Source organism: Sphingobium xanthum, from assembly GCF_019737615.1.
GTDB classification, from domain to species: domain Bacteria; phylum Pseudomonadota; class Alphaproteobacteria; order Sphingomonadales; family Sphingomonadaceae; genus Sphingobium; species Sphingobium xanthum.
The window spans coordinates 36,501-59,047 of sequence record NZ_JAHKKS010000015.1 but is presented as its reverse complement, the minus strand read 5'-3'; the positions used below and the strand labels follow the sequence as shown (position 1 = coordinate 59,047).

Genomic DNA, 22,547 nt, shown 5'->3' with positions numbered 1-22,547 from the left:
AGCCATCGTTGCTCGCAATACCCTCGACCATGCTTTTATCACAGCCAGATATGCGCACAAGATAAACGCCCTTGCCTAACGGCAATTGTCATGGATCGGGCGTTCCTGTCTTGGACGGAATGGACTTGCAGCGGCCTTTGCCCAAATCTTCCCTTGCTGCTATCGGGCGCGGCATGACCGATCTCGCTCACATCCGTAACTTCTCCATCATCGCGCATATCGACCATGGCAAGTCGACGCTCGCCGACCGGCTCATCCAGCGCACCGGGGGCCTCTCCGACCGCGAGATGACCAGCCAGGTCCTTGATAATATGGACATCGAGAAGGAGCGTGGCATCACCATCAAGGCGCAGACCGTGCGCCTCGACTACAAGGCGCGCAATGGCGAGACCTATGAGCTGAACCTCATGGACACGCCGGGCCATGTCGACTTCGCCTATGAAGTCAGCCGCTCCCTCGCCGCCTGCGAAGGCGCGCTGCTGGTCGTGGACGCGGCGCAGGGCGTGGAAGCGCAGACGCTGGCGAACGTCTACCAGTCGATCGAGCATGACCACGAGATCGTGCCGGTCATCAACAAGATCGACCTGCCCGCCGCCGAACCGGAGAAGGTGCGCGCGGAAATCGAGGATGTGATCGGCATCGACGCGAGCGAGGCAGTGCTCGCCAGCGCCAAGTCCGGCATCGGCATCGACGACATTCTCGAAGCGATCGTCACCAAGATCCCGGCGCCCAAGGGCGACCGCAACGCGCCCCTGAAGGCCATGCTCGTCGACTCATGGTATGACCCCTATCTCGGCGTCGTCATCCTCGTCCGCGTGATCGACGGCGTGCTGAAGAAAGGCCAGCAGATCCGCTTCATGATCGGCGGCACCGAGCATCTGATCGACCGCGTCGGCTGCATGCGCCCCAAGATCGAGACTCTGCAGGAGCTTGGCCCCGGCGAGATCGGCTTCATCACCGCGCAGATCAAGGAAATCACGCAGACCCGCGTGGGCGACACGATCACCTCCGTCAGGGGCGGTGCGAGCGAACCGCTGCCGGGCTTCAAGGAAGTGCAGCCGGTCGTGTTCTGCGGCCTCTTCCCGGTCGATGCCGCCGATTTCGAGAAGCTGCGCGAGAGCATCAGCAAGCTGCGCCTCAACGACGCCTCCTTCTCGTTCGAGATGGAGAGCAGCGCGGCGCTCGGCTTCGGCTTCCGCTGCGGGTTCCTCGGCCTGCTCCATCTGGAGATCATTCAGGAGCGGCTGACCCGCGAATATGATCTCGACCTCATCACCACCGCGCCGTCCGTGGTCTATCGCATCCAGCTTCGCAAATCGAAGACCGAAGATGCGAAGGAGATCATGCTGCACAATCCGGCCGACTATCCCGATCCCAGCCGGATCGAGCAGATCGACGAGCCTTGGATCAAGGCGGTCATCTACACGCCGGACGAGTATCTCGGCTCGATCCTCAAGCTCTGCCAGGATCGCCGCGGCATCCAGACCGACCTCACCTATGTCGGCGGACGCGCGCAGGTGACCTATGAATTGCCGCTCAACGAAGTCGTGTTCGACTTCTACGATCGCCTCAAGAGCATCAGCCGCGGCTATGCCAGCTTCGACTATGAACAGACGGGCCTGCGCGAGGGCGACCTCGTCAAGATGAGCCTCCTCGTCAACAACGAGCCGGTCGATGCGCTCAGCATGATCGTCCATCGCAGCGTGGCCGAGGAGCGCGGGCGCCATATGTGCGAGCGCCTCAAGGACCTCATCCCCCGCCACCTTTTCAAGATCCCGATCCAGGCCGCAATCGGCGGCAAGGTGATCGCCCGCGAGACCATCGCCGCGATGCGCAAGGACGTGACCGCGAAATGCTATGGCGGCGACATCACCCGCAAGAAGAAGCTGCTGGAGAAGCAGAAGAAGGGTAAAGCGCGGATGCGGGAATATGGCTCGGTGCAGATCCCGCAGGAAGCGTTCATCGCGGCGCTGCGCATGGGGGACGAGAGTTGAGCGGGACCGACGACGAGGACTATGTGTTCGACGAGGAGGGCGGCGAGTGGATGCCGGCCTCGCAACTCGCGGCGAAGCAGGCGGCGGCCGGCGCCGTCGAAGTGCGCGACGCGGTCGGCAATCTGCTGGCCGATGGCGACCAGGTGACGCTCATCAAGGATCTGGAGGTGAAGGGCGCGGGCCAGACCCTCAAGCGCGGCACGCTCATCAAGTCGATCCGCCTGACCGGCGACAGCCAGGAGATCGACTGCCGCTATGAGGGGATCAAGGGACTGGTGCTGCGGGCGGAGTTTGTGCGGAAGCGGTGAGAGGGTCGTAAGTGTCGGCTTCCCGCCAATTTGCGCCACATGTTCGGCGCCCGACGTGCCCGCTTCCCGCCACACTCGCTCAATATCCCCCTTCAGGCCGCGACCGGCGGCAAGGTTACTGCGCGCCAGACCATCGCTATGATGCGCGAGGATTTTGCAGCGAAATGCCATTGCGCCGACACCCCCACAAGAAATGGCTGCTAGAAAAGCAGAAAGAGGGCAAGGCGCGGATGCGGGAATATGGATCGGTGCAAATCCCGCAGGAAGCGTTCATCGCAACGCTGCGGATGGGGGATGAAAGCTAGGTCTTTCATCTTGTGACCTTCACCAACTTTGTCGTCGGCTGAATGGTTTATGCCCTTGCTTGCCCGCCAGCCATTCGAGACAGTGGAGCGGGATGAGCAGGGGGTTCGGCGTGATCGCGAAGAAGTTTTCGGGTTGTCTGGTTCTGGCAATGTCGCTCGCTGGCTGTGGCGGCGGAGGAAGTGGCGGCGTTAGCAGCACGCCTGCGCGGGCCTGTCGGTAATTTTGTGCGCGGGGCCGGTTGTCGTCATCAGATGACGAACCGCTCGCCGAAGATCACGGCGAACTGGGTCTTTGCCTCCGACCACTCACGTGGCGGCCGTTTCCATTCCTCGGTCGCCTTGTTGAGGACGAGGTATAGCAGCTTCATCGCGGCATCGTCACCGGGGAAGTGGCCACGGGTGCGCACTGCGCGCCGCAGCTTTGAGTTCAGCGCCTCGATGGCGTTGGTGGTGTAGATGATCCGGCGCACGCCTTCGGGGAAGGCGAAGAACGGGATCACCTGGTCCCAGTGCCGCCGCCAGCTCTGGGCGATGGCGGGATGCCGCTTGCCCCAATGGCCTGTCTCGAACGCATCGAGCGCGGCCAGGCCGGCCTCCGCCGTCTCGGCGCGATAGACGCTGCGCAAGGCCTGGGCGATCGGCTTTCGGTCCTTCCACGACGCGAAGCTCATGCTGTTCCTGAGCAGGTGGACGATGCACGTTTGAACGACCGTTTCGGGGAAGGCTGCGTTGATCGCGTCGGGGAAGCCCTTCAGCCCATCGACGACGGCGATCAGGATATCGCCGACGCCGCGGTTCTTGAGTTCGTTCATCACCCGCAGCCAGAACTTCGCGCCCTCGGTCTGCTCGATCCAGATGCCCAGGATGTCCTTCGTGCCGTCGGGCAGGAGGCCGAGCGCGATGTACACCGCCTTGTTGCGCACGAAGCCCTCATCGCGGATTTTGACGCGGATCGCGTCAAAGAACACCAGCGGATAGCAGGCGTCGAGCGGCCGCCCCTGCCATTCCGCGACCGTCTCGAGCACCGCGTCGGTGATCGTCGAGATCAGGTCCGGCGACACGTCGATGCCGTACAGTTCCTCGAGATGCCCGCGGATCTCGCGCACCGTCATCCCGCGCGCGTACATCGACACGATCTTGTCATCGAAGTCGGGAAACCGGCGCTGGTATTTGGCGATCAGCTTCGGGTCGAACGTACCGGCCCGATCGCGCGGAATATCCAGCGTCACTTTCGATGTGCCCGTCAGCATCGTCTTCCTCGACGTGCCGTTGCGCCGGTTCATTGCGCCTTCGGCGCCTTCAACCTCCAGATGCTCATCCAGCTCGGCTGCCAGCATCCGTTCTGAAAGCGCCTTCTTCAGCTCGTCGAGCAGACCGTCCTTCGCAAACAGCTCCTGTGGATCACGCCCTGCCAGCAGCTGATCCAGCACTTCCTTGTCGATCGCCATATCGATGGTCCTTCCTATCCATCTCTATGGCCCCGCGCACAAAATTACCGACAGGCCCCGCCTGCGCCGACTCCCACGCCAACTGCGACGCCGACGCCCTCGCCGACACCGACGCCTACTCCAACGCCTACTCCGACGCCCACACCGTCGCCCAATACGACCATCAGCGATCTGCGCGCCAGCCAGACGTTCAGCGGCACATCGGCGGCGAGCGCGGTCAAATTCGATCGGTTCAGCCTGCAGACCTCCTTCGGCAAGCATGAAAGCCAGGCGCTCAGCATCAGCTACGACGCGGCAACCAACAGCTATACGCTTGCGACGAACGAACGATCACAGCGCTTCAACCCGGCCGATCGCATCAGCACCACGAGGGCGGGGTCCGAATCCTTCGTGATCGGCGGCGGCTCCAGCGACACGCGAGACGTGTTGAAGCTGTTCACGCAGCGCGCTTCCCAGAGCCAGCCCAACCAATATGTCGGCTACGGCTATTGGCAGCATGACACGCTTACTGCGCAAATACAGAACGCATCCTTCAACGTCTTCACCTATGGCTTTCCCACCCCAACCGCGAATGTTCCGAGAACCGGCACGGCCGGCTGGGACATCGACCTGTTCGGCATCGCGCTGATCAGCGGCTACGCACCCTATGGCCTCGAAGGTACCGGGGATTTCAACGTCGACTTCATGACGGGCGAATTCGCGGCGCTTGCCGACACGAAGATGCTCAATCTTACGACTTATGAGTATCAACCGACCGTCTATCCCTTCACGGCGGTCGGCCGCCTTGGCAGCGGCAATGCATTTTCAGGCACAGCGCTCGTGATTGGGCCGGCCGGCGGCATGTCGGGGACAATCGACGGTCGTTTTTTCGGTCCGAATGCGGAAGAAATCGGTGCGACGATCGTCGCTTACCCGCAGCACATGAACCCAGGCCCCAATGAGAGCAACGGCTTCGTGGGCGCCATAACCGGCACGCGCGATCCATCCGTGGCACCCGTGAACCTCAATCTGACGAAGCTGCAGCAGGACCTGACGAGCACCGGGAAGACGGTCCACTTCGCAGCAGGCAAGAGCCCCGGCACCTTCTTCAGCCTGGGTGCCAACGCGATATTCGAAGGCTTCGATCAGACCGTGACGATCGCCAAGAACGGGCAGATCAGTTTCTCGGCATCCGGTCGCCCCGGCCTCAACAGCACATTCACGGACCTGGAGCGCGTTGAGCAGACTTCGCGCTTTACGACCTATCGCAAGACGATCGACAATTTGCCGACAACCCTGGCCATGTATCGACCGGGTTCGGGCAATACCGAGATAGCGCTCTCATATGCGAGCTTCGGCCATTGGACGACGTCCGTCTCCGAGCCGGGCGGCGAGGAACGGTTCGATCGCCAATATTTCCTGTATGGCTTGCCGACGCCGGTCAACATGCTGGCAACACGCACCGGCAGCGCTCGATATGAAGGAATCGTGGTTGGGGCGGGTGCCCTTAGCGACGCCAACCCCTTCGAAGTTGGCGGAAAATCGATGTTCAATTTCGACTTCACGATGCTGAAATATACGGGTGCGCTTGATCTCGACCGGCTCAACCCGGACGGTTCCGTGGCTTCATCGCTTGGGCGCTGGGTTATCGACGGCATCATGCCTGGAGGCATTCCTTATGGAGGCAGCCTTACCGGACCGACCAGCTTTATCAGCGGCGGGGGAATCCAACCCGTGTTTTTCGGCCCCAAGTCCGAGGAGCTTGCCGCGCAATTCATAATCGCGCCAATTGGCGGAATTGGAACGGACGGAAAGCCGTTGCCTGGCACGCTCTGGGTCGCAGGCGTCGCACTGGCAAAACAGATAACTCCGTGAACCCAATGCGGGCGCCGAGCGTCGGCTCATAAGCTTCTTGGTCTTGCCAGATCACGGCAGAAGAAGCGGGACCCCGGGTCAGGCCCGGGGTGACGGGGCGTTGGGTTTCTATTCGTCCTTGTACAGCTTTGACCTGCCCCGCCAGCCGATCCGGTCCAGCGGCGGCAATAGCCGCTCGGGCGGCGGCAGGCCCAGCCGCTCCGCTCGCTCCGCGCGCCAATTCTCGAAGTCGATGGCTTCCTGACCTTCGAGACCGACGCCGATCTTGCCCATGCGACGATCCTGTGCGGCGATGGCCTCGATTTTCCTGAGGATGCCCTTCTTGATCTCGTCCATGTCCGGCCGGTTGGCCGCCTCGGCCTCGGCGCGCAATTGGGCGGCGTGGCCCAGCCCGGCCTTCGTGGCGCCGGCGGGGAAGCGGTCCATGGCGCGGTTGCGCAGCATGAACATGATGAGGCGATCATTATAGACGATGCGCGTGCCGATGAGCTTGCCATAGCTGTAGACCGGAACTTCGATGCCGTGGATCGCGCGCTCCAGGGCGATATCCTCGAGCCGGGCGATGCCGTGATCCAGCGCGGCGAGCCAGGCGGCGGCGAACTCCTCGGCGCCTTTCGCGCGCCGCAGCATATAGGCGCCCTCGGTCGACATGCCGACGCGGGCGGCGGCGTGCGTGACCGATCCGGTATCGGCGAGGGCGGCGATGAAATCGCGCTGGCGCTGGGCGGTCCAGCCGTCGTGACGGCTGCACTTGCGAGGGACGGGGCGAAACGCCGGCAGCGAGACCGGCGGGATGTGGCGACGTGGTTGCATGTGATCCATTTAACCTATTTGGTACTATATAGGACAGAAGAAAGTGAATTTCCGGCAGCAAGGCGATTTGATCGCGCCATCGGTTGCCAAGGCCCTTCTTGCGCTCGACCCGGAATCGGCGCGGATTTCCGTTGCTTCCGGCCGGAAGCAGAGTAGGATTTCTCACAGAACAGAAAATGGGTCCGCCTGGCAGATGTTGTGCGGAGCGAGCGATGGCCCAGATCCTGTCACCCGACGTCCGGGAAGCGGCCCGCTTCGAAGCGGTCTCCACCATCTATTCGCGGCTGCTCGGCACCTCCGTCGTCAATGTCCTCAATGCAGGGCTGCTGGTCGCCGTCATCACCGACCGGGGCATGGCGCATGGCGCGCTCGAATGGCTGGGGCTGGTCGTGGCGCTCTCGGCCGCGCGGATCATGCTCTATGTCCGGTTCCGCCGCGATCCCGCCCGAAAGGACCGCATAAAACGGTGGGAGATCCTCTCGGTCGCCGGGTCCTTCGGCGCAGGCCTGCTCTGGGGCCTGGGGCCGGTTCTGCCGTTCAGCGACTTCTCGTCCTATCTCTGGTTCTGGGCGTTCGTCATCGGCGGCATGACGGCCGGCGCAACCTCGCTCCATGCCGCGCATCTGCCAACCGCCCTCGCCTTCACCGTGCCCGCCTCGATGCCGCTCGCCATCGCGCTGCTGATGCAGGACACGCTGCAGGGATATGCCGCCGCGATCATGACGCTGGCGTTCATCGCGACCATGACGTTCACCGGCGCCCTGTTCAGCCGCGAATTCGCCCGCGCGCAGGCGCTGGCGATCGCGGTGGAGATGCGCGCCGGCGAGCTCGATGCCACCAACCAGCGCCTCTCGCGCGAGATCGCGGATCATCGCGACACGTCCGAAGCGCTGCTCCAGTCGCAGAAGATGGACGCACTCGGCAATCTGACCGGCGGGCTCGCGCATGATTTCAACAACATCCTGACCGTCATCATCAACGATCTCGACATGATTGCCGCAAGCAGCCGGGAGAGGCGCGTCAAGGCGCTCGCGCTCTCGGCCATGGGCGCGGCGGAATCGGGGGCCGATCTGCTGGCCCGGCTGCTCGCCTTCGCCCGCAAGCGGACGCTGGAGCCGCAGCACGTCAACATCACCGAGACGGTCAGCAATTTCCGCGACCTGCTGCTGCATGCGGTCAGCGGCTCGACGCGGGTCGAGTTCGCCCTCGCCGCGCCGTCCGCCGTCGCCAGCATCGATGTGCCGCAGTTCCAGGCGGCCTTGCTCAATCTCATCGTCAATGCGCGCGATGCGATGCCCCGGGGCGGCGTCATCAGCGTGTCGGTCTCGGTCGTGCCGCTGGCGGGCGACGCGCTCAAGGGCACCGATACGCCGCCGGGCGACTATATCGCGGTCGCGGTGCGCGATACCGGCACAGGCATGGCGCCCGAGACGCTGGAGCGCGCCTTCGAACCGTTCTTCACGACCAGGGCGGATCGCGGCGGCACGGGCCTCGGCCTCTCGCAAGTCTATGGCTTCGCGCGCCAGTCCGGCGGCTTCGGGCGGATTGACAGCAGGGTTGGCGAAGGCACCTGCGTGACCATCTTCCTGCCCGCCGCCGATGCCGCGCTCGCCGCCGCCGGGGACGACAGGATGCAGGCCGCGCCCGGCCGATCCTATTCGGTGCTGCTGATCGACGACAATCCGGCAGTGCTCCGCGCCGTCATGGAGGGCCTGGCAAGCGACGGCTGGGATGTGGTCGGAGCGGAAGGCGCGAACGCGGCGCTGGAGGCTGCCGATGGCCGACAGTTCGACATAGCGGTGACCGATGTCGACATGCCGGGCCAGATGAGCGGACAGCAGCTCGCGACCGAGCTGCGCAGCCGTTATCCGGACATGCCGGTGCTGCTGATGTCCGGCGCCGCGCCCGCCGGCGACGACGCCGGCGAGCCGCTGCCGTTCATCAGCAAGCCGTTCCGCAAGCAGGCGCTGGTCGAGAAGATGCAGTCGCTGATCGGCTGATCGGGGCGGCGAAGCGGGCGGCTTTGCGCGGTGACTGCCTTTGCCTTCCGGTCGTTTTTCGGCGCAGCCCGGGGCACGCGAGGGACCGGCGTATGTTCGTCGGCCCCCCCGCTTGAAAGCGTGCGCTCGCTATCCCGGCAGCGCGTTCGTCCGGTTCAGCCGGTCCATGATCTCGTCGAGCGGCTCGACCACGGTCACGCTGCGCCCCTCGCCAAAGCGGATGCGCGTGCCTTCCTCGACGCTGGAAATGAAGGAAATCTGCGTGGCGTTGACGGCAACCGGCACGCGGTCCGGGCTGGTGAACTTCACGAACATGCATCGCTCTCCTGCTGTGTTTGCACAGAGCCTAGCGCCTTCGCGAAATTGTGCCAGCCCGGCGGTTGGTGCGCAACCAGACGCATCGGCAACTATGTGCGATAGTGACCGGATTAACGAATATCGACAAACGGTTAGATTAAACAGGCAGGATGTATTTGGGTCGCCGGGCGGCTCGTGATAAAGCTGTAGCAAGCACGAGACTCGACGCAACGACGCCGATTCCGTGCAAGAACCGGAAGCGAGGCATGATGGCCCGCTTGACGGTTTCAAGGGTTCGCAAGTGCAACTGCAACTGACCGGGGCGATCCCGGGCTAGGCTGTCGGAGCCTCGATCTCGAGGGTGTCCGACATGTGCCGGGCAAGAGCGGACCAGCCCTTTCATGTTGCGATTGCACAAATGCAATGAACGCCGGAAAGGCCGGAAATCGGCCGCCCGACAGACCTCAACGGTTTGAGAAGGCAAGTCAAACGCGGCTCGGCCGATGTGGTAAACGGGAGAGGTTAAAAATATTTTCCGCGGTGCGGGATCGTTTCCGCGGGAACTTCGTATCGAGTGGGAGCGAGCAACATCCGTCGCACGATGGGCCGCTCCGTGGGAGAACGATGGGAGACTACGATATGAATAAGTTTTTCGCGGCGAGCGCCTTCGCTCTCGCCCTGGCTATTGCCCCGGCGGCACAAGCCACAACGTTCAATGTGGGTGATCCGAATTTCCAGATCACCAACGGAACGCCTTTCACGCCGTCAATCACGGCGTTCTTCTACAATTCGTTCAGCTCGAGCGGCGCGTTCGATGACACGTTCGAATTCACCATTCCGCAGGACGGCTTCGGCAGCGGCTCGATCTCGACGAGCTTCTCCAGCGGTTCGGCGAACAAGCTGGTGATCACGGACCTCATCATCAACGGCGTGTCCTATGCCCTGATCGACGAGCCGAACGGCCAGTCGCGCTCCGTGGGCGGCATTCCGATCATCAACGGCGTGCTGAACACGATCCGCGTGATCGGTGAAGTTACCGGCTCGGGCCTCTATTCCGGTACGGCGACCTTCACGGCCGTCGCAATTCCGGAGCCGGCCTCCTGGGCGCTGATGATTGCAGGCTTCGCGGCCGTCGGCGCTGCCGTGCGTCGCCGCCCGATGCGAGTATCGTTCTCTTAAGGGACCGGGTGAGCCGCCGCGCACGGCGGCTCATATCCCGCCTTCCTCCCGTTCAGGGATTCGGCATCGCCCCGCCGCGCCCAGAGGGCTGATTTTCGCCATTTTTGTCCACTAGTGAACATAGCGTTGATGCGGCAAATTACTCGTCTCATCACGACAACGCTTCGCCGCCCGGCGGTCACTTGGAAATAGAAAATTAACTTTTTCCCTGCTTACTTGCCTCTCGTGCAGGGGCGGGACCTCTCTGCTCGCTAAAAACAAAAAGCCTTATCCGGGCGGGTAGTACAGGTCACAATCCGGCATGGCCGATCGGGCGTCAAAGGCGTCTTCGGCATATTTACAGACAGTCGGGGGACGGGGGCTTCGTTCACCTTCAGGATGATCCGGCTTGCAAAGCGCAGCGCTTTGCAGGGCGACATCGTGCGCCGACCGTCGAGGCAAAGATAGGGTCGCCCATGTCGTTCATGCAGCCGCTTCGCCCGGATTTCGTCGGCGAGACATTTTCAAGCCATTATTGCGGGACCGGTCACAGCCCCGTCTATTCGACGCCGGTGATCAATGCCGGCCATGACGGCGAGGTGAAGCAACTCGAGGTCCGCCTCGCGACGTGCGACGCCGAGCGCGATCTTGCGCGGCTGCTCATCAACAAGATGTACGACTGGCGCGGCTATGGATGCGAGCACAGCATTCCGGCGAGCGATCGCCACTCCACATTCCTCGCCGCGCTGGACGACCAGGTGGTCGGCACGATCACCCTGGCGGTGGATTCGCCCGCGGGCCTCGCCGCCGACGGGATCTTCCGTGACGAGATCAACACCTTCCGCCGCGTGCCCGGCGCCAGCGTCTGCGAGCTGACCAAGCTTGCCTTCGACACCGAGATGCCCTCGCGCAAGCTCATGGCTTCGCTCTTCCACATCGTCTTTCTCTACGGAAAGCGCCGCCACCGCTGCACGGACCTGTTCATCGAGGTCAATCCGCGCCACCGCCGCTTCTACGAGGCGATGCTGGGCTTCACGCCGATCGGCCCGCTCAAGACCAACAAGAGCGTGGATGCGCCGTCGCAGCTCATGTGGCTCAAGGTCGCGGACATCGCGGCGCGCATCAGCGAGTTCGCGGGGCGCGAGGACAGCGCCAGCAGCCGTTCGCTCTATCCCCTCTTCCTCTCGCATTCGGACCAGCGCGATGTCGTCGAGCGGCTCTCCGTCGCGATGATGGCCAGCCACGCGCTCGGCCCGCAGCCCTTCGAGGCGCGCGCCTGAGCCGACGAACCGGCGGATTTCCTGCTTTCGAAAAGAAGAGCGGGAGCGACTCACTTCGGGAAAAGTCGCTCCCGCCAACATGTCACGGTCCGCTTGTCGGGCTGTGGGAGATTGCCCGAGTGGGTCACATGACGTTGATATAACGCAAGGACAGCTCGAAAGTTCCCAGCAAGATAACCCATCTATGCATGAGCCTTGTTCATGCTCATCTAGAGAAGAATTTGCGCCATCATGATTGTATGTGCTGCATAGTGTCGTGCTGACGATCTATGCTGCACGCAGAACGATCCCGCCTGCATTTTCCGCAACTATACTGATCAGAACAGCTGGTCGAAGGCAGCTTGCAGGCGCGCCAGGCTGCCCGGCACGTCCCTGAGCTTGTCGAGCCCGAAAAGCCCGATGCGGAAGCTCTTATAGTCCGGCCCTTCATCGACCATAAGCGGTACACCGGCGGCGATCTGCAGCCCGAGCGCGGCGAACTTCCGGCCAGTCTGCAGCTCGGGATCGTCGGTGAACACCACGACCACGCCGGGCGCGCCGAAGCCATCGGCCGCGACGGAGCGCACCCCACGCGACGCGAGCATCGCGCGCACTTGATTGCCCTGTTCCCATTGCGCGGCAGCGAGCGTCTCGAAGCCGATTTCCTTCGTCTCGATCATCGCATTGCGTAACACGCGCAGCGCATCGGTCGGCATCGTCGCATGATAGGCATGGCCGCCGCCCAGATAGGCTTCCATGATGCTGTTCCATTTGCCGAGATCGGCCGCGAAGCTGGTCGATCTGGTCGCGCGCGTCTTTTCCAGCGCTGCCGCATTGAGCATCACCAGACCGGCCGAGGGCGGCGCGGACCAGCCCTTTTGCGGCGCGGAGATGAGGACGTCGACGCCGGTCTTCTCCATATCGACCCAGACGCAGCCCGAGGCCACGCAATCCAGCACGAACAAGCCGCCGACCTCATGGACGGCATCGGCGACGGCGCGGAGATAGTCCTCCGGCAGGATCATGCCCGAAGCGGTCTCCACATGCGGCGCGAAGACCAGCGCCGGGCGCTCGGCGCGGATGGCGGCAACGACCTCGTCGATCGGCGCGGGCGCGAACGGCGCGTCGGCCGCGCCATTGCCGATGCGGCGCGCCTTCATCACGATCTCCTGAGCGGGGATCGACCCGACCTCGAAGATCTGCGTCCAGCGATAGGAGAAGAAGCCGTTGCGGATGACCATCACCTTGGCATCCGTCGCGAACTGGCGGGCGACCGCTTCCATTGCATAGGTGCCGCCACCGGGCACGACCACGGCGCGCTCGGCATGATAGACCGCGCACAGCATACCATGAATGTCGCGCATCACGCCCTGGAACGACTGGCTCATATGATTGAGCGAGCGATCGGTGAACACGACCGAATATTCGAGCAGGCCGTCGGGATCGATATCGTTGCGCAGCGCGGGCATGGGCATCTCCTCTGTCGGAGGCCCGTTTTCACGTTAGGGCGGCGCAGTCAAACCCAAGATGGCGCGAGCGGGGGCAAGCTTTTCTTCATAGGGCCGCCGGATGCGACCGGGCCGGCCTCGCGCTGAGGCGGCAGGGAACGTCGCGGGCCTCAGACCAAAGCGACGGAAATGACGGCGATGAGCGTGGCCAGCGAGACGAGGGCCATCATCAGGCCCAGTTCCACCATCTTCGCACCACGGGGTTCGCCCAGCATCCGATCCAGCATCGCCAGTTCCTTCCAGACAATGAAGGAAGAGTAACGCGCGGCCACTTACCGAATCCTTAATTTGTTGGTTAGCTTGCGTTCAGCTGAGCGGGCCGCTTGACCGCGACGATCCGGGCGCGGACTATGTCACCCGATAGCAGCATCAGCAGGAGAGAGAGGATGGCGCTCAAGGTATCGCTGGAAGACCGCGTCGAGATCGAGGAACTGATGGCGCGTTACGCCTGGGCGCTCGATACCGGCGATTTCGAGGGCTATGCGGGCACGTTCGCCGAGGATGGCTGGCTGGAGCACTGGCCGCAGGGTCGCTGCCATGGCCGCGAGGGCCTCCGGCGCGCGACGGACTCGCTCTGGTACGACAAGCCGGATCATTATCTCGGCCGCCAGCACCGCATGAGCCAGATCCTGATGTCGCCGGAGACCGGCGCCGAGGGCCAGGGCGACCGGCCGGGCGTGCGCATCAAATGCTTCTGGTCGATCCTCCAGCATGACGTCGTCACCTTCGAGAACCGCGTCTTCGGCATGGGCACCTGGGACACGCTGGCCGTGAAGGAAAGCGACGGGGAATGGCGCTTCAAGAGCGTCTATGTGGACCTGTGGATCAACGGACAGGTGCCCTGGCAGGGCGAGAAGCGCGCCTGGGGACAGAAAGCGGAGATGGCTTGACCTCCTTCTAACCCCTCCCCTTCAGGGGAGGGGGGGGGCGATGCGCCAGCATCGCTCGCGCAGCGAATAACTGGACCGTTCAGCCCCACCCAAACCCCTCCCCTGAAGGAGAGGGGCTAATGAGTGCCCTTACAGCGACGCCAGCGAATAATCCGCCCGCGGCGTATAGGTCGTGTCCATCATGTCCGGCAGGTTCGAGTCGGCGATGACGACGCGCTTCTTGATCTTCCAGCGGCCGGCTTTCTTGACCAGCAGATCATATTCGCGACCCTGCTCGATCAGGCGCGGCGGCGCCTTGACCGTGTCGTTCAAGGTCTGCGTCCAGAGCATCTGCGCCTTGGCGGTGTCGCCCTGCACGTCGATGATGAGGTTGCTGAGGATCATGCGGAACGTGCCGGTGAGATTGGGCTTGTCCTGCGCCACGTCACGGTAAAGCCTGGTGATGTCGTCCGCGCTGCGGCAGATGACGCCGTTCACGTCCAGCTCCGGATCGTCATCGGTGAAGAAGCCGCCAAACCCTTCATGATCGCCCGTGCCGAGGCCGGAATAATAGCGGACGAACAACTCCTCGATCGCCATGCGGTCGAGCACCATTTGCAGCATCGCCTGCGTGTTGTCGGCTTCCAACGTATCGCTCATCGCCATCCACTCCTTAACATGTTTAGTATCAGTTTAGCCGGATTTGCGGGACTGGCAAGATGGATCGCGCGCGCAAAATCCTCCCCTGCAAGGGCAGTGGAGGATTTATGTGGCGCGTCGCATTTCCGGCTCAGAACGCTAAGGTTCCGGCACGACTCATTCTCGGGAGGACCCATGCCCCATATGATCCGCAGGCTCGCGACGACACTGGCCCTGCTCGCAGCGCCGATCACCGCCCCTGCCCTCGCGACGCCGTCGAGCGACCTCAAGTCATTGATGGACGATCACTGGCAATGGTCGCTGGCGCAATCGCCCCGGCTCGCCAGTTCGGTGGGCGACAAGCGCTATGACGATAAGCTCGGCGACCCGACGCTGCGTGGCGCCGATGCGCGTGCGGAGGACGAGAAGCGCTTCCTCGCGCGGCTGGATGCGATCCCGGAGACCGACCTCAGCGCGGCCGAGAAGGTCGACCGGCTGATCCTGCGCCGCATGCTGAGCGAGGACATCGAAGGCAATGGCTTCGGCCAGCGCGTCATCCTGTTCACCAGCTACTATTCGCCCTGGCAGGGCTTTGCCGGGATGGGCGAGGATGTCGCTTTCACGACGAAGCTCGACTATCAGAATTATCTCAAGCGCCTTGCCCTGATCCCCGCCTATAGCGACGAGCTGATCGCGATCACGAAGCAAGCCATCGCGCAGAAATATGTCCAGCCCTGCATGACGCTCGGCGGGCTCGAGCGCTCGGTGCGCGGCGTCATCGTCGCAGACCCGGTCAAGTCGCGCTTCTATGCGCCCTTCGCCGCCAATCGCCCCAATGCCGTCAGCGAAGCCGACTGGTCCGCCATGCAGGCCGAGGCGAAGGCGGTCATCACCGGCAAGCTCAACCCGGCCTACACCAAGGCGGCGGACTTCCTCGTGAAGGACTATCTGCCGCATTGCGTGAAAGTGGCGAGCGTCTCGGCCCAGCCGGGCGGCCCGGCTTATTATGCCTATCGCGTGCGCGTCGAGACGACGACCAGCCTGACGCCGGACCAGATCCACAAGATCGGCCTCGACGAGGTCGCGCGGATCGAGGCGGAGATGGCGCAGGTCGCGAAGAGCGCCGGCTATGCGGACAAGGCGTCCTTCGTGAAGCTGCTGCGCACCGATCCCAAATATTATGCCAAGACGCCCGAGGAGCTGATGCAGGCCGCCGCGCGCGTCGCCAAGACGATCGATGGCAAGATGCCGGGCTATTTCGGCCGGCTGCCGCGCCTGCCCTATGGCCTGCGCGAAATCCCGGCCGAGATCGCCGAGGGCACGACCACGGCCTATTACAGTTCGGGCAGCCCGGACACTGGCATTGCCGGCAATTATTATGTGAACACCTCGAAGCTCGATCAGCGCCCGCTCTGGGAGCTGCCCGCGCTCACCGCGCATGAGGCAGTGCCGGGCCATCACAACCAGATCGCACTCCAGCAGGAGCTGACGCTCTCTCCGCAACGCAAATATCTCGCCGGCTTCACCGCCTTCGTCGAAGGCTGGGGACTCTACAGCGAGCGGATCGGCATCGAGATGGGGCTGTACGACACGCCCGAGAAGCAGTTCGGCCGCCTCTCCTACGAGATGTGGCGCGCCTCGCGGCTGGTCGTCGACACCGGCATCCACGCCAAGGGCTGGACCAAGGAACAGGCCGTCGCCTTCATGACCGAGCACACCGCGCTCAGCGCCGCGAACATCGATGCCGAGGTCAATCGCTACATCAGCTGGCCGGGCCAGGCGCTCGGCTACAAGCTCGGCGAGCTCAAGATTCGCGAACTGCGCGCCCGCGCCGAGAAAGCGCTCGGCGACCGGTTCGACATCAAGGGCTTCCACGACGCCATACTCGGTCAGGGCGCCCTGCCGCTCGATGTACTGGAGCGCCAGATCGACGACTGGATCGCGGCGGAGAAGGCGAAGGCTTAGGGCGGATCGACATCGCCCAGCGAAGCTCGACGCAGGGCCAAAAGTCACACGAAGGTCACACTATCGAGCATAGTTCTGCTTCGGCATTGGTGGCCGGGGAAGGGATTTTCGGACCTGAGAAAGAGCTTGGTCCAGAGTGCCAAGGGTCGGGGGCTGTAGGACAGCGATTTTTGTCGATGTCCCGCGGTTCCTACCCCGGCTTGTCTCCGATCACTCACACGTCGCAGCAAGCCGCGGCCGCGCGTCCATGAGTTGAGCGATTTGTATCTCGAAGCCTTCTTTCCTGTCGCCAGTGAGGACGAACATGAAGTCGCGATCGCTGCGTATATTGACGTGCGCTATATATTTCACCGGCAAGCGGAACGGCAGCTTCGATCCCTTGACTACCCTCCTCACGATGATATCGGCGTCGATCCAGCCATGGCCAAGAATGTCGTCGGGATCCTCGATAGGACGATAGGTGCGGCTCTTGATACGGCCGATGACGACCACGTCGTCACAGGCATAAGGCAGGATGTCGTGATTGATTTCCGCGTCGACCTCCTCGGTGCGAGACATAGCGCATCCTGTCGTCGCCAGTCCGACAGCGGATAGCAGAAGCAGCGGGCTGAGCCGGGCCGCCATCGCTAGAAACTCACCCGCACAGTTCCGACTAGCGCAGTCTTGCTATGGGTTTGCGCGCCGTAATAGTCCCAATTGGGGCCGCCGCCGGAGAGGCTGGCATCCAGTTCGACCGGGCCAAGCAGATGGATGACGCCCGCACGCCAGTCATATTGCGTGCGCGCGATCGGGAAGGCGGGGGTGCCTGACAGGCGGGTGAGCGCCCCGACATGGCCGGAGAGGCGCCAGCCAGGCAGCGGACGTGCCATCGCCTCGACCCGGCCATAGAGTGTGGCGATGCCGGGGCGGAAATAATCGGGCGAATAGGCGATGCGCGCCGCCAGCGAGCGGCCGCTCAGCCCGGCGAAGATTTCCGTGTAGCCGCCATCGCGACCCAAGCTCGATTGCGGGGAGAATTGCGCGCGCAGCACGCCCGCATCGACCGACAGCCCACCACGCAAGCGCCGCGCATAGCCAAGCGCGACGATACCGCCCATCCATTTGAGGCTGTCGTCCGGCGCGAGAAAGACGATGGCCGTGCCGTCCGCGAACAGCCCGGAGGCATCGTCATAGCCGATGCGGGCGCTCGCCGCCGGACGGCCATGGCTCAGCGAATAGCCGCGCAGGCGATAATCGCTGGTGAGGCTGGCACCGAGATTGAGCTGCGCCGTGGCGGGCGCTCCCGCGAGGAGGATCATCCCGGCCACGAGGCCGCGAAGGCGCAGACTCACCGGGCGGACCCGGTCGCACCACAGCCTTCGACGCCGAATGTCGCGCAGATATCGATCACCCCGCCGTCCGGCCGGCTCGAGGCCAGACGCAGCCTGGTCGCCCGCCCCTCGCGCATAAGCGCGAACAGGCCGCTCACATGCGCCGCCGAGAAGGAGCTGCCATCGACGAGAGACCATCTCCCCCCCGGTTGAGGCGCGGGTATGTCGCGTCCCGGGGCGCTGTATACAGAGCGCGCGCCGCCGCTGCCATCCTTGTCGGTCACGGCGATCACACCGGGCAACGAAGCGGGAAAGCCTCCGTCCGCCAGCACCGGGTCATAGGCCGCGACGACGGTCAGCCCCTTGTCCAGCCCCATGCGCAGCAAGGTCGCGAGCAGGCGACCGGGTGGCCCCGCGAGGCTCATGTTGATGACCGGCGCCTTGCGCTCGATCGCGAACTGGATCGCCTTGGCGAGGCTGAGGCTGTCGCAGACCGTCCGCTCGCCACGCTGCCAGCAGGCGCGCAAGGCGAGGATGCGGGCGCCCGGCGCCACCCCGGCAATGCCGACCTTGTTGCCCGCCCGCGCCGCGATCACGCCCGCGACCGCCGTGCCATGCGCCTCGGCCGCCGCGGCGCCCGGCGCGAAATTGCGCGAGAGGGCGACTTGCCCGGCGAGATCGGGATGCGCCGCGTCCACGCCGCTGTCGATCACCGCGACCGGCACGCCGCGCCCGGTCAACCGGCCGTGCAGCGCTTCAAGTTGCCACGCCCGCGCCGCAGGCTGGGCAGCGAACAATGCATCGTCATGGCTCGCCGCCGCTTGCGCCTCATAGAGCGCGACCGGCTCCGACCAGGCGACGGCCGGGTCTTTGGCGACCGCATCGGCGGCATCCTGTGTCGAGCGCGCATCGCGCACTGTCATGATGAAGCAGTCGACGCCGAGCATCGGCATCGGCCAGTTCTGCTCCAGGGTCAGCCCGTGCGCCCTGGCGAGCCGCGCGGCGATGCGCGTGCGGCCGCCCTGCGCTGCATCGTCGCCATAGCCGCCGCCATAGTCCGGCCCGGCGCGCAGATGCGGCGGGGCGAGGCGTAGCATGACCATGATCTGCCGCTCGGCGGGCTCCGGTGTCTCCGCACGAACGGGCATCGCCAGGAGCGCCAGCAGACCGGCCAAGAGCAGGCCAAGCCGGCGCATCGTCATCACTCCGCGCGCTCGCCGTCGATCGGCTGGGCGAGCACGATGTCGGCGCGCTTGCGCAGCGTCGCCAGCGCCGCCTCGCGCCGTCCGTTCGGCACGGCGAGCACATAGGCGCCTGCCGCCGTCGGTCCATCGACCAGCCGCGCGCCGACCGCATCGATCGTCGCACGGAAGGCCTGTTCCGGGCTGTCGGGACGGAAGATCACGATGATGTTGCCGCCTTGCTCCCCCTTGGCCGATGGCGCGCTCAGCGTGTGATAGTCGCCTCCGGCGGGCTGGCGCAGCCGGTCATAGACGCCGATGCCGAGCAGAACGAGCGCCGCCTGGCTCGCGGCCGCGAGAGCAATGCGCCGGCCGGTCGGCAAGGCGGACCACCAGCTCGTCCCGCGCCGCGACGACGCGGCGGAGGCCAGCGCGCGCTCGCGCAGCAACTCCCACTGAGCAGCAGGTCTTTCTGGCGGCGCATCCGGCAGCGCCGCCACTTCGGCGCGCAGCCGCTCCTCTCCCGCAAGGTCCGCGGCGCACTCGGCGCAATGCGCGAGATGATCCTCGACCAGCCGATGCTCGGCCGCATCCAGCGTGCCCGTCACATACCAGGGCAGCAGCCGCTGCGCCGTCTCGTGCGGATCGCCATGCAGGGGAATGACATTGCTCATTCGTCTTCTGCCTATATCCAGTCCGCCAGTTCGCCCGAAAGCTTGCGCCGCAAATGCCGGCGCGCATGAAACATCCGTGTCTTCACCGTATCGACCGGGCAACCGAGAATGTCGGCGATCTCCCGATAACCGATCTCCTGGAAGTAGGTGAGATGCACGACCGCGCGATGATCGGGCGAGAGTTCCCCGATCGCGCCCTGCAGGATCGCGGCGGTGCGCTGGCGACCGAAGTCCCGGTCCGGCGGGGCGGCATCGTCGTCGGCGCGCTCGGCCGCCTCCTCGTCCGCCACCGGCTCGTCGTCGCGCATCCGCGCCTTCACCGCCTTGCGATAGGCAATGGCGAACAGCCAGGTCGAGAGCTTGCTGTTGCCGCCGAAGCTTTCCGGCTTGTCCCACAGCACCATCATCGTGTCGTTCACCACTTCCTCCACCAGCCCGTGCCGTCGCACGAGGCTCGTCACGAAGCGGCTGAGGCGGGGATGATAGCGCCGGTAGAGCCGCTCGAACGCAGCCAGATCATGCGCGCGCACGCGCACCAGCAGCGCGGGCTCATCGCTCCACGTCCCTTGCTCAAAGCGTGCTTGCCGATCGCCCGACACGCTGATCCGCCGCGCTCCCTTGCTTCGTCCCTCCTTAGTGCGCCTCCGACTCCGGAAGGTTCAAGCGGCATCGAAATTTATCGAGAATCCCCGCGTGCCCGGTCCCCTTGTGGGAGGGGACCGGGCGAACCGGGGATGAGTTGTCGGTCTCCCCCGGTTCAGGGGCTCTGGGGTCAGGCGTAGCGAAGCGTCGTCATGCGACGGCGCGACCGCAACGCGGCGCCTGCCGCACCAAAGCCCGCCAGCAGGAGCGCCCAGCTCGCCGGCTCGGGCACGGCCGTCAAATTGGCGTTCTCGGGCGCGAAATCGCTGATCACGTTGACGCCGCCCGCGCCGCTGCGCGGCCAGATGTTGAAGCCGAAGTCCATCGGCGTGAAACCGTTAGCCGCGGCAGGCAGCAGCGACAGCGGCACGACGACGCTCACCGTTGCGCCATTGAAGAATGGCGTCACCGGATTGCCGTTGGCGGTGCTCGCGCCGGTCTTGCGCAGGATGATGACGGTGTTGAAGATCACGTTCGGCTGGCCGATGCCGGCAAACGGGCCGGGGGCGACCGCCGGTCCGGTGTTGACGCCGATGACGTAGAAGCCGCCCAGATTGAGATCGATCGGCCCGGCCATCGTGGCGCTGAGCAGGAAGCGGCTGTTCGCCGAATCATAGCCCACCGAGAAGGCAGTGACGTCGAGATCGGCCTGATGCGGCCCGATATAGCCGGGCAGGAAATCTCCGGTGGCGTCGATCACACTGGCCGCCTGGGCTGGGGTGCAAGTGAGGATAAGGCCGGCGATACCGGCGGCCATCAGCGATTTGCGCATGCTTCAATCTCCCATTGGAAGACGCCGATCCCACGATGGCGTCACCGGGTTAGTGGCGCGCATGGCGCCGGGCGTTCAAAGATGGTTAACGATTTTCGCGCGGCTCGACGGGCGGATGCCACGATTGGGCGCAGGAGAGCTCAGGCAGTGCGGACGAGCAATAGCCCTCTCCCGTTTGCGGGAGAGGGTTGGGTGAGGGTCTTTCTTTTTCTGCTTTGGGCGAGATGTCGGTGAAGACCCTCACCCTCCCACCGCTACGCGGCGGGCCCCTCCCTCTCCCGCAAGCGGGAGAGGCTAGCAGTCACGATTGGGTGATCCCGTCAAATGTCCCCGCTGAATTGGCTAGTCCGCTTCCTGCTCTCGGGGATGCGTGGAGCGCCAGACCACGGGATGGTCGAAGGTACCGCGCCAGATACCGCGTTTCGCAGCCTTTGCTTCGGCTTCTTCGGCCGCAAACTTTCCATCGGAAACCAGCCGGCGCACGAGCGACTGGTGCTTGTCCCCGACCGCCCAGCCTTGCGTCACGAGATCGGCGGCAAGCGATGTCGAGGCGTTTGTCCGGCAATCGCCGCTCGCCCGGCCATATCCAGCCGATCCGCGCGCATTACAAACGAGTCCTTCAGCAGCGACCATCTCGGTCAACGCATCACGCGCCTCCAGACCGCACGCCCATGAACTACCATCTGCATTGCGGCAAAGCTGGCGAAGCTCGACGGCATCCATGCCGTTCAGGCGAAGCGTCCTGTCGCCGATGCGCAGCGTGTCGCCATCGACGACATAGACGCGCTCGCCATCACTGTCGGTCAACCGCGCTGGCTGCCCGACACTGGCAACCCAGATCGCCGCCCCGAACGCGATCACCAACCCAAGGAAGCTCAAAAGCGGCCGCACCAACGTCCAGCCGCCCCTTCGCTTACTTCTTCTTGGGCGCTTCCAGCGACTTCACCGCGTCGAGCGTGTTCTTCACATGCTCCTGATAGCCCATGGCGCTGTGGACATAGACCACGCGGCCGGCTTTGCTGATCACATAGGAGGTGCGGTCGGTCTTGCCGGCGAAGGCGGGATTGGTGCTCTTGAGTGCGACATCATAGCCCGAGACGACCTTGGGGCCCGCGGAAGCGACGGCGAACTTGCTGCGGCAGGCCTCGGTCGAGAATTGCGCGAGCTTGTCGACCGGGTCGGCCGACATGCCGATGACGGTCGCGCCATGCTTCTTGAACTCGTCGGACATGTCCGCGAATTCCTTGGCCTCGGCCGTGCAGCCGGGGGTGAAGGCGGCGGGGAAGAAATAGAGCACGACCGGCCCCTTCTTCAGCTCCTGCGAGAGCTTGAGCGTGAACACCTTGCCGCCGAGCGCGCCGCGCGTCTCGAAATCGGGCGCCTGCGCACCGACCGGCAGTGCCGCCTGCGTACTGGTCGCGATCATCACGCCGCAGAGGGCAGCCGCTGTCCACATCGTCTTTCCGATCCGCATCATGCTCCTGGTCCTCATGTCCGAAGGTTGGTCCGTTTCCCCTTGCAACCCTCTCTGCCACAGAAGCCCTTGGCCTG

22 protein-coding genes and 1 pseudogene are annotated in these 22,547 nt (G+C 64.3%); 9 read left to right on the top strand and 14 right to left on the bottom strand.

The annotated features are described in order from the left end of the window. Window positions 1-173 precede the first annotated feature (173 nt). From lepA to KM135_RS18585, 3 genes and pseudogenes are all read left to right on the top strand, one after another. Complete coding sequence (lepA, locus tag KM135_RS18595; protein WP_221715574.1) at window positions 174-1,994, top strand: translation elongation factor 4; 1,821 nt, start codon at window positions 174-176, stop codon at window positions 1,992-1,994. A 50-nt stretch (window positions 1,995-2,044) separates the two neighbouring features. Next, window positions 2,045-2,302 carry an alkylphosphonate utilization protein gene (locus tag KM135_RS18590; protein ID WP_221715599.1) on the top strand — a complete coding sequence of 86 codons (258 nt, stop codon included), beginning with the start codon at window positions 2,045-2,047 and terminating at the stop codon, window positions 2,300-2,302. A 33-nt stretch (window positions 2,303-2,335) separates the two neighbouring features. Then, window positions 2,336-2,607: pseudogene (locus KM135_RS18585) on the top strand (elongation factor 4); the annotation flags it as partial. A 248-nt stretch (window positions 2,608-2,855) separates the two neighbouring features. Here KM135_RS18585 and KM135_RS18580 read toward each other — a convergent pair. Continuing rightward, window positions 2,856-4,055 carry an IS256 family transposase gene (locus KM135_RS18580; RefSeq protein WP_221715573.1) on the bottom strand — a complete coding sequence of 400 codons (1,200 nt, stop codon included), beginning with the start codon at window positions 4,053-4,055 and terminating at the stop codon, window positions 2,856-2,858. A gap of 390 nt (window positions 4,056-4,445) precedes the next feature. Between KM135_RS18580 and KM135_RS18575 the strand changes: the two genes are divergently transcribed. After that, entirely contained in the window at window positions 4,446-5,909 is a 1,464-nt protein-coding gene (locus KM135_RS18575) for a transferrin-binding protein-like solute binding protein (RefSeq protein WP_221715572.1), read from the top strand. Between the two features lie 108 nt (window positions 5,910-6,017). Here KM135_RS18575 and KM135_RS18570 read toward each other — a convergent pair whose 3' ends face one another. Continuing rightward, complete coding sequence (locus tag KM135_RS18570; RefSeq protein ID WP_221715571.1) at window positions 6,018-6,722, bottom strand: hypothetical protein; 705 nt, start codon at window positions 6,720-6,722, stop codon at window positions 6,018-6,020. Window positions 6,723-6,934: 212 nt separating this feature from the next. Between KM135_RS18570 and KM135_RS18565 the strand changes: the two genes are divergently transcribed. Then, window positions 6,935-8,722 (top strand): ATP-binding protein, encoded by a 1,788-nt coding sequence (locus tag KM135_RS18565; protein ID WP_221715570.1) that lies wholly within the window; start codon window positions 6,935-6,937, stop codon window positions 8,720-8,722. 129 nt (window positions 8,723-8,851) lie between these two features. Here the strand turns inward: KM135_RS18565 and KM135_RS18560 are convergent, their stop codons facing one another. After that, window positions 8,852-9,037: a hypothetical protein gene (locus tag KM135_RS18560; protein WP_221715569.1), complete on the bottom strand. Its 186-nt coding sequence runs from the start codon at window positions 9,035-9,037 to the stop codon at window positions 8,852-8,854. A gap of 621 nt (window positions 9,038-9,658) precedes the next feature. On the opposite strand from KM135_RS18560, the gene KM135_RS18555 reads away from it, so the two are divergent. Beyond that, on the top strand, window positions 9,659-10,198 hold the full coding sequence (locus KM135_RS18555; protein ID WP_221715568.1) for an FxDxF family PEP-CTERM protein: 540 nt from the start codon (window positions 9,659-9,661) through the stop codon (window positions 10,196-10,198). Between the two features lie 455 nt (window positions 10,199-10,653). After that, window positions 10,654-11,457 carry an N-acyl amino acid synthase FeeM domain-containing protein gene (locus KM135_RS18550; protein WP_246606344.1) on the top strand — a complete coding sequence of 268 codons (804 nt, stop codon included), beginning with the start codon at window positions 10,654-10,656 and terminating at the stop codon, window positions 11,455-11,457. 317 nt (window positions 11,458-11,774) lie between these two features. Here the strand turns inward: KM135_RS18550 and KM135_RS18545 are convergent, their stop codons facing one another. Together KM135_RS18545 and KM135_RS18540 are read right to left on the bottom strand one after the other, a co-directional pair. Further along, entirely contained in the window at window positions 11,775-12,905 is a 1,131-nt protein-coding gene (locus KM135_RS18545) for an aminotransferase class V-fold PLP-dependent enzyme (RefSeq protein WP_221715567.1), read from the bottom strand. Between the two features lie 149 nt (window positions 12,906-13,054). Continuing rightward, window positions 13,055-13,216, bottom strand: a complete 162-nt coding sequence (locus KM135_RS18540; protein ID WP_221715566.1) for a hypothetical protein — start codon at window positions 13,214-13,216, stop codon at window positions 13,055-13,057. A 114-nt stretch (window positions 13,217-13,330) separates the two neighbouring features. Between KM135_RS18540 and KM135_RS18535 the strand changes: the two genes are divergently transcribed. Next, window positions 13,331-13,834 (top strand): nuclear transport factor 2 family protein, encoded by a 504-nt coding sequence (locus KM135_RS18535; RefSeq protein WP_221715565.1) that lies wholly within the window; start codon window positions 13,331-13,333, stop codon window positions 13,832-13,834. 129 nt (window positions 13,835-13,963) lie between these two features. Here KM135_RS18535 and KM135_RS18530 read toward each other — a convergent pair whose 3' ends face one another. Continuing rightward, window positions 13,964-14,473 (bottom strand): nuclear transport factor 2 family protein, encoded by a 510-nt coding sequence (locus tag KM135_RS18530; RefSeq protein WP_221715564.1) that lies wholly within the window; start codon window positions 14,471-14,473, stop codon window positions 13,964-13,966. Window positions 14,474-14,647: 174 nt separating this feature from the next. Here KM135_RS18530 and KM135_RS18525 point away from each other — a divergent pair, with 174 nt between their 5' ends. Next, the gene (locus KM135_RS18525) at window positions 14,648-16,417 is read left to right on the top strand and encodes a DUF885 domain-containing protein (protein WP_221715563.1); all 1,770 of its coding nucleotides are present in this window, start codon (window positions 14,648-14,650) and stop codon (window positions 16,415-16,417) included. 210 nt (window positions 16,418-16,627) lie between these two features. Here the strand turns inward: KM135_RS18525 and KM135_RS18520 are convergent, their stop codons facing one another. The 8 genes from KM135_RS18520 to KM135_RS18485 form a co-directional block, all read right to left on the bottom strand. Further along, window positions 16,628-16,975: a hypothetical protein gene (locus KM135_RS18520; RefSeq protein ID WP_221715562.1), complete on the bottom strand. Its 348-nt coding sequence runs from the start codon at window positions 16,973-16,975 to the stop codon at window positions 16,628-16,630. A gap of 68 nt (window positions 16,976-17,043) precedes the next feature. Beyond that, window positions 17,044-17,748 carry a TorF family putative porin gene (locus KM135_RS18515; RefSeq protein WP_221715561.1) on the bottom strand — a complete coding sequence of 235 codons (705 nt, stop codon included), beginning with the start codon at window positions 17,746-17,748 and terminating at the stop codon, window positions 17,044-17,046. Continuing rightward, complete coding sequence (locus tag KM135_RS18510) at window positions 17,745-18,929, bottom strand: S8 family peptidase (RefSeq protein WP_246606342.1); 1,185 nt, start codon at window positions 18,927-18,929, stop codon at window positions 17,745-17,747. The genes KM135_RS18515 and KM135_RS18510 overlap by 4 nt, the downstream gene beginning before the upstream one ends. After that, window positions 18,929-19,582: an anti-sigma factor family protein gene (locus KM135_RS18505; RefSeq protein ID WP_221715560.1), complete on the bottom strand. Its 654-nt coding sequence runs from the start codon at window positions 19,580-19,582 to the stop codon at window positions 18,929-18,931. The genes KM135_RS18510 and KM135_RS18505 overlap by 1 nt, the downstream gene beginning before the upstream one ends. Window positions 19,583-19,593: 11 nt before the next feature. Further along, window positions 19,594-20,181 (bottom strand): RNA polymerase sigma factor, encoded by a 588-nt coding sequence (locus KM135_RS18500; RefSeq protein ID WP_221715559.1) that lies wholly within the window; start codon window positions 20,179-20,181, stop codon window positions 19,594-19,596. A 173-nt stretch (window positions 20,182-20,354) separates the two neighbouring features. Beyond that, the gene (locus KM135_RS18495; RefSeq protein ID WP_246606341.1) at window positions 20,355-20,996 is read right to left on the bottom strand and encodes a PEPxxWA-CTERM sorting domain-containing protein; all 642 of its coding nucleotides are present in this window, start codon (window positions 20,994-20,996) and stop codon (window positions 20,355-20,357) included. A gap of 342 nt (window positions 20,997-21,338) precedes the next feature. Further along, entirely contained in the window at window positions 21,339-21,803 is a 465-nt protein-coding gene (locus tag KM135_RS18490) for a thermonuclease family protein (RefSeq protein WP_221715558.1), read from the bottom strand. Window positions 21,804-21,909: 106 nt separating this feature from the next. Further along, complete coding sequence (locus tag KM135_RS18485; RefSeq protein ID WP_221715557.1) at window positions 21,910-22,473, bottom strand: peroxiredoxin; 564 nt, start codon at window positions 22,471-22,473, stop codon at window positions 21,910-21,912. Between the last annotated feature and the right edge of the window lie 74 nt (window positions 22,474-22,547).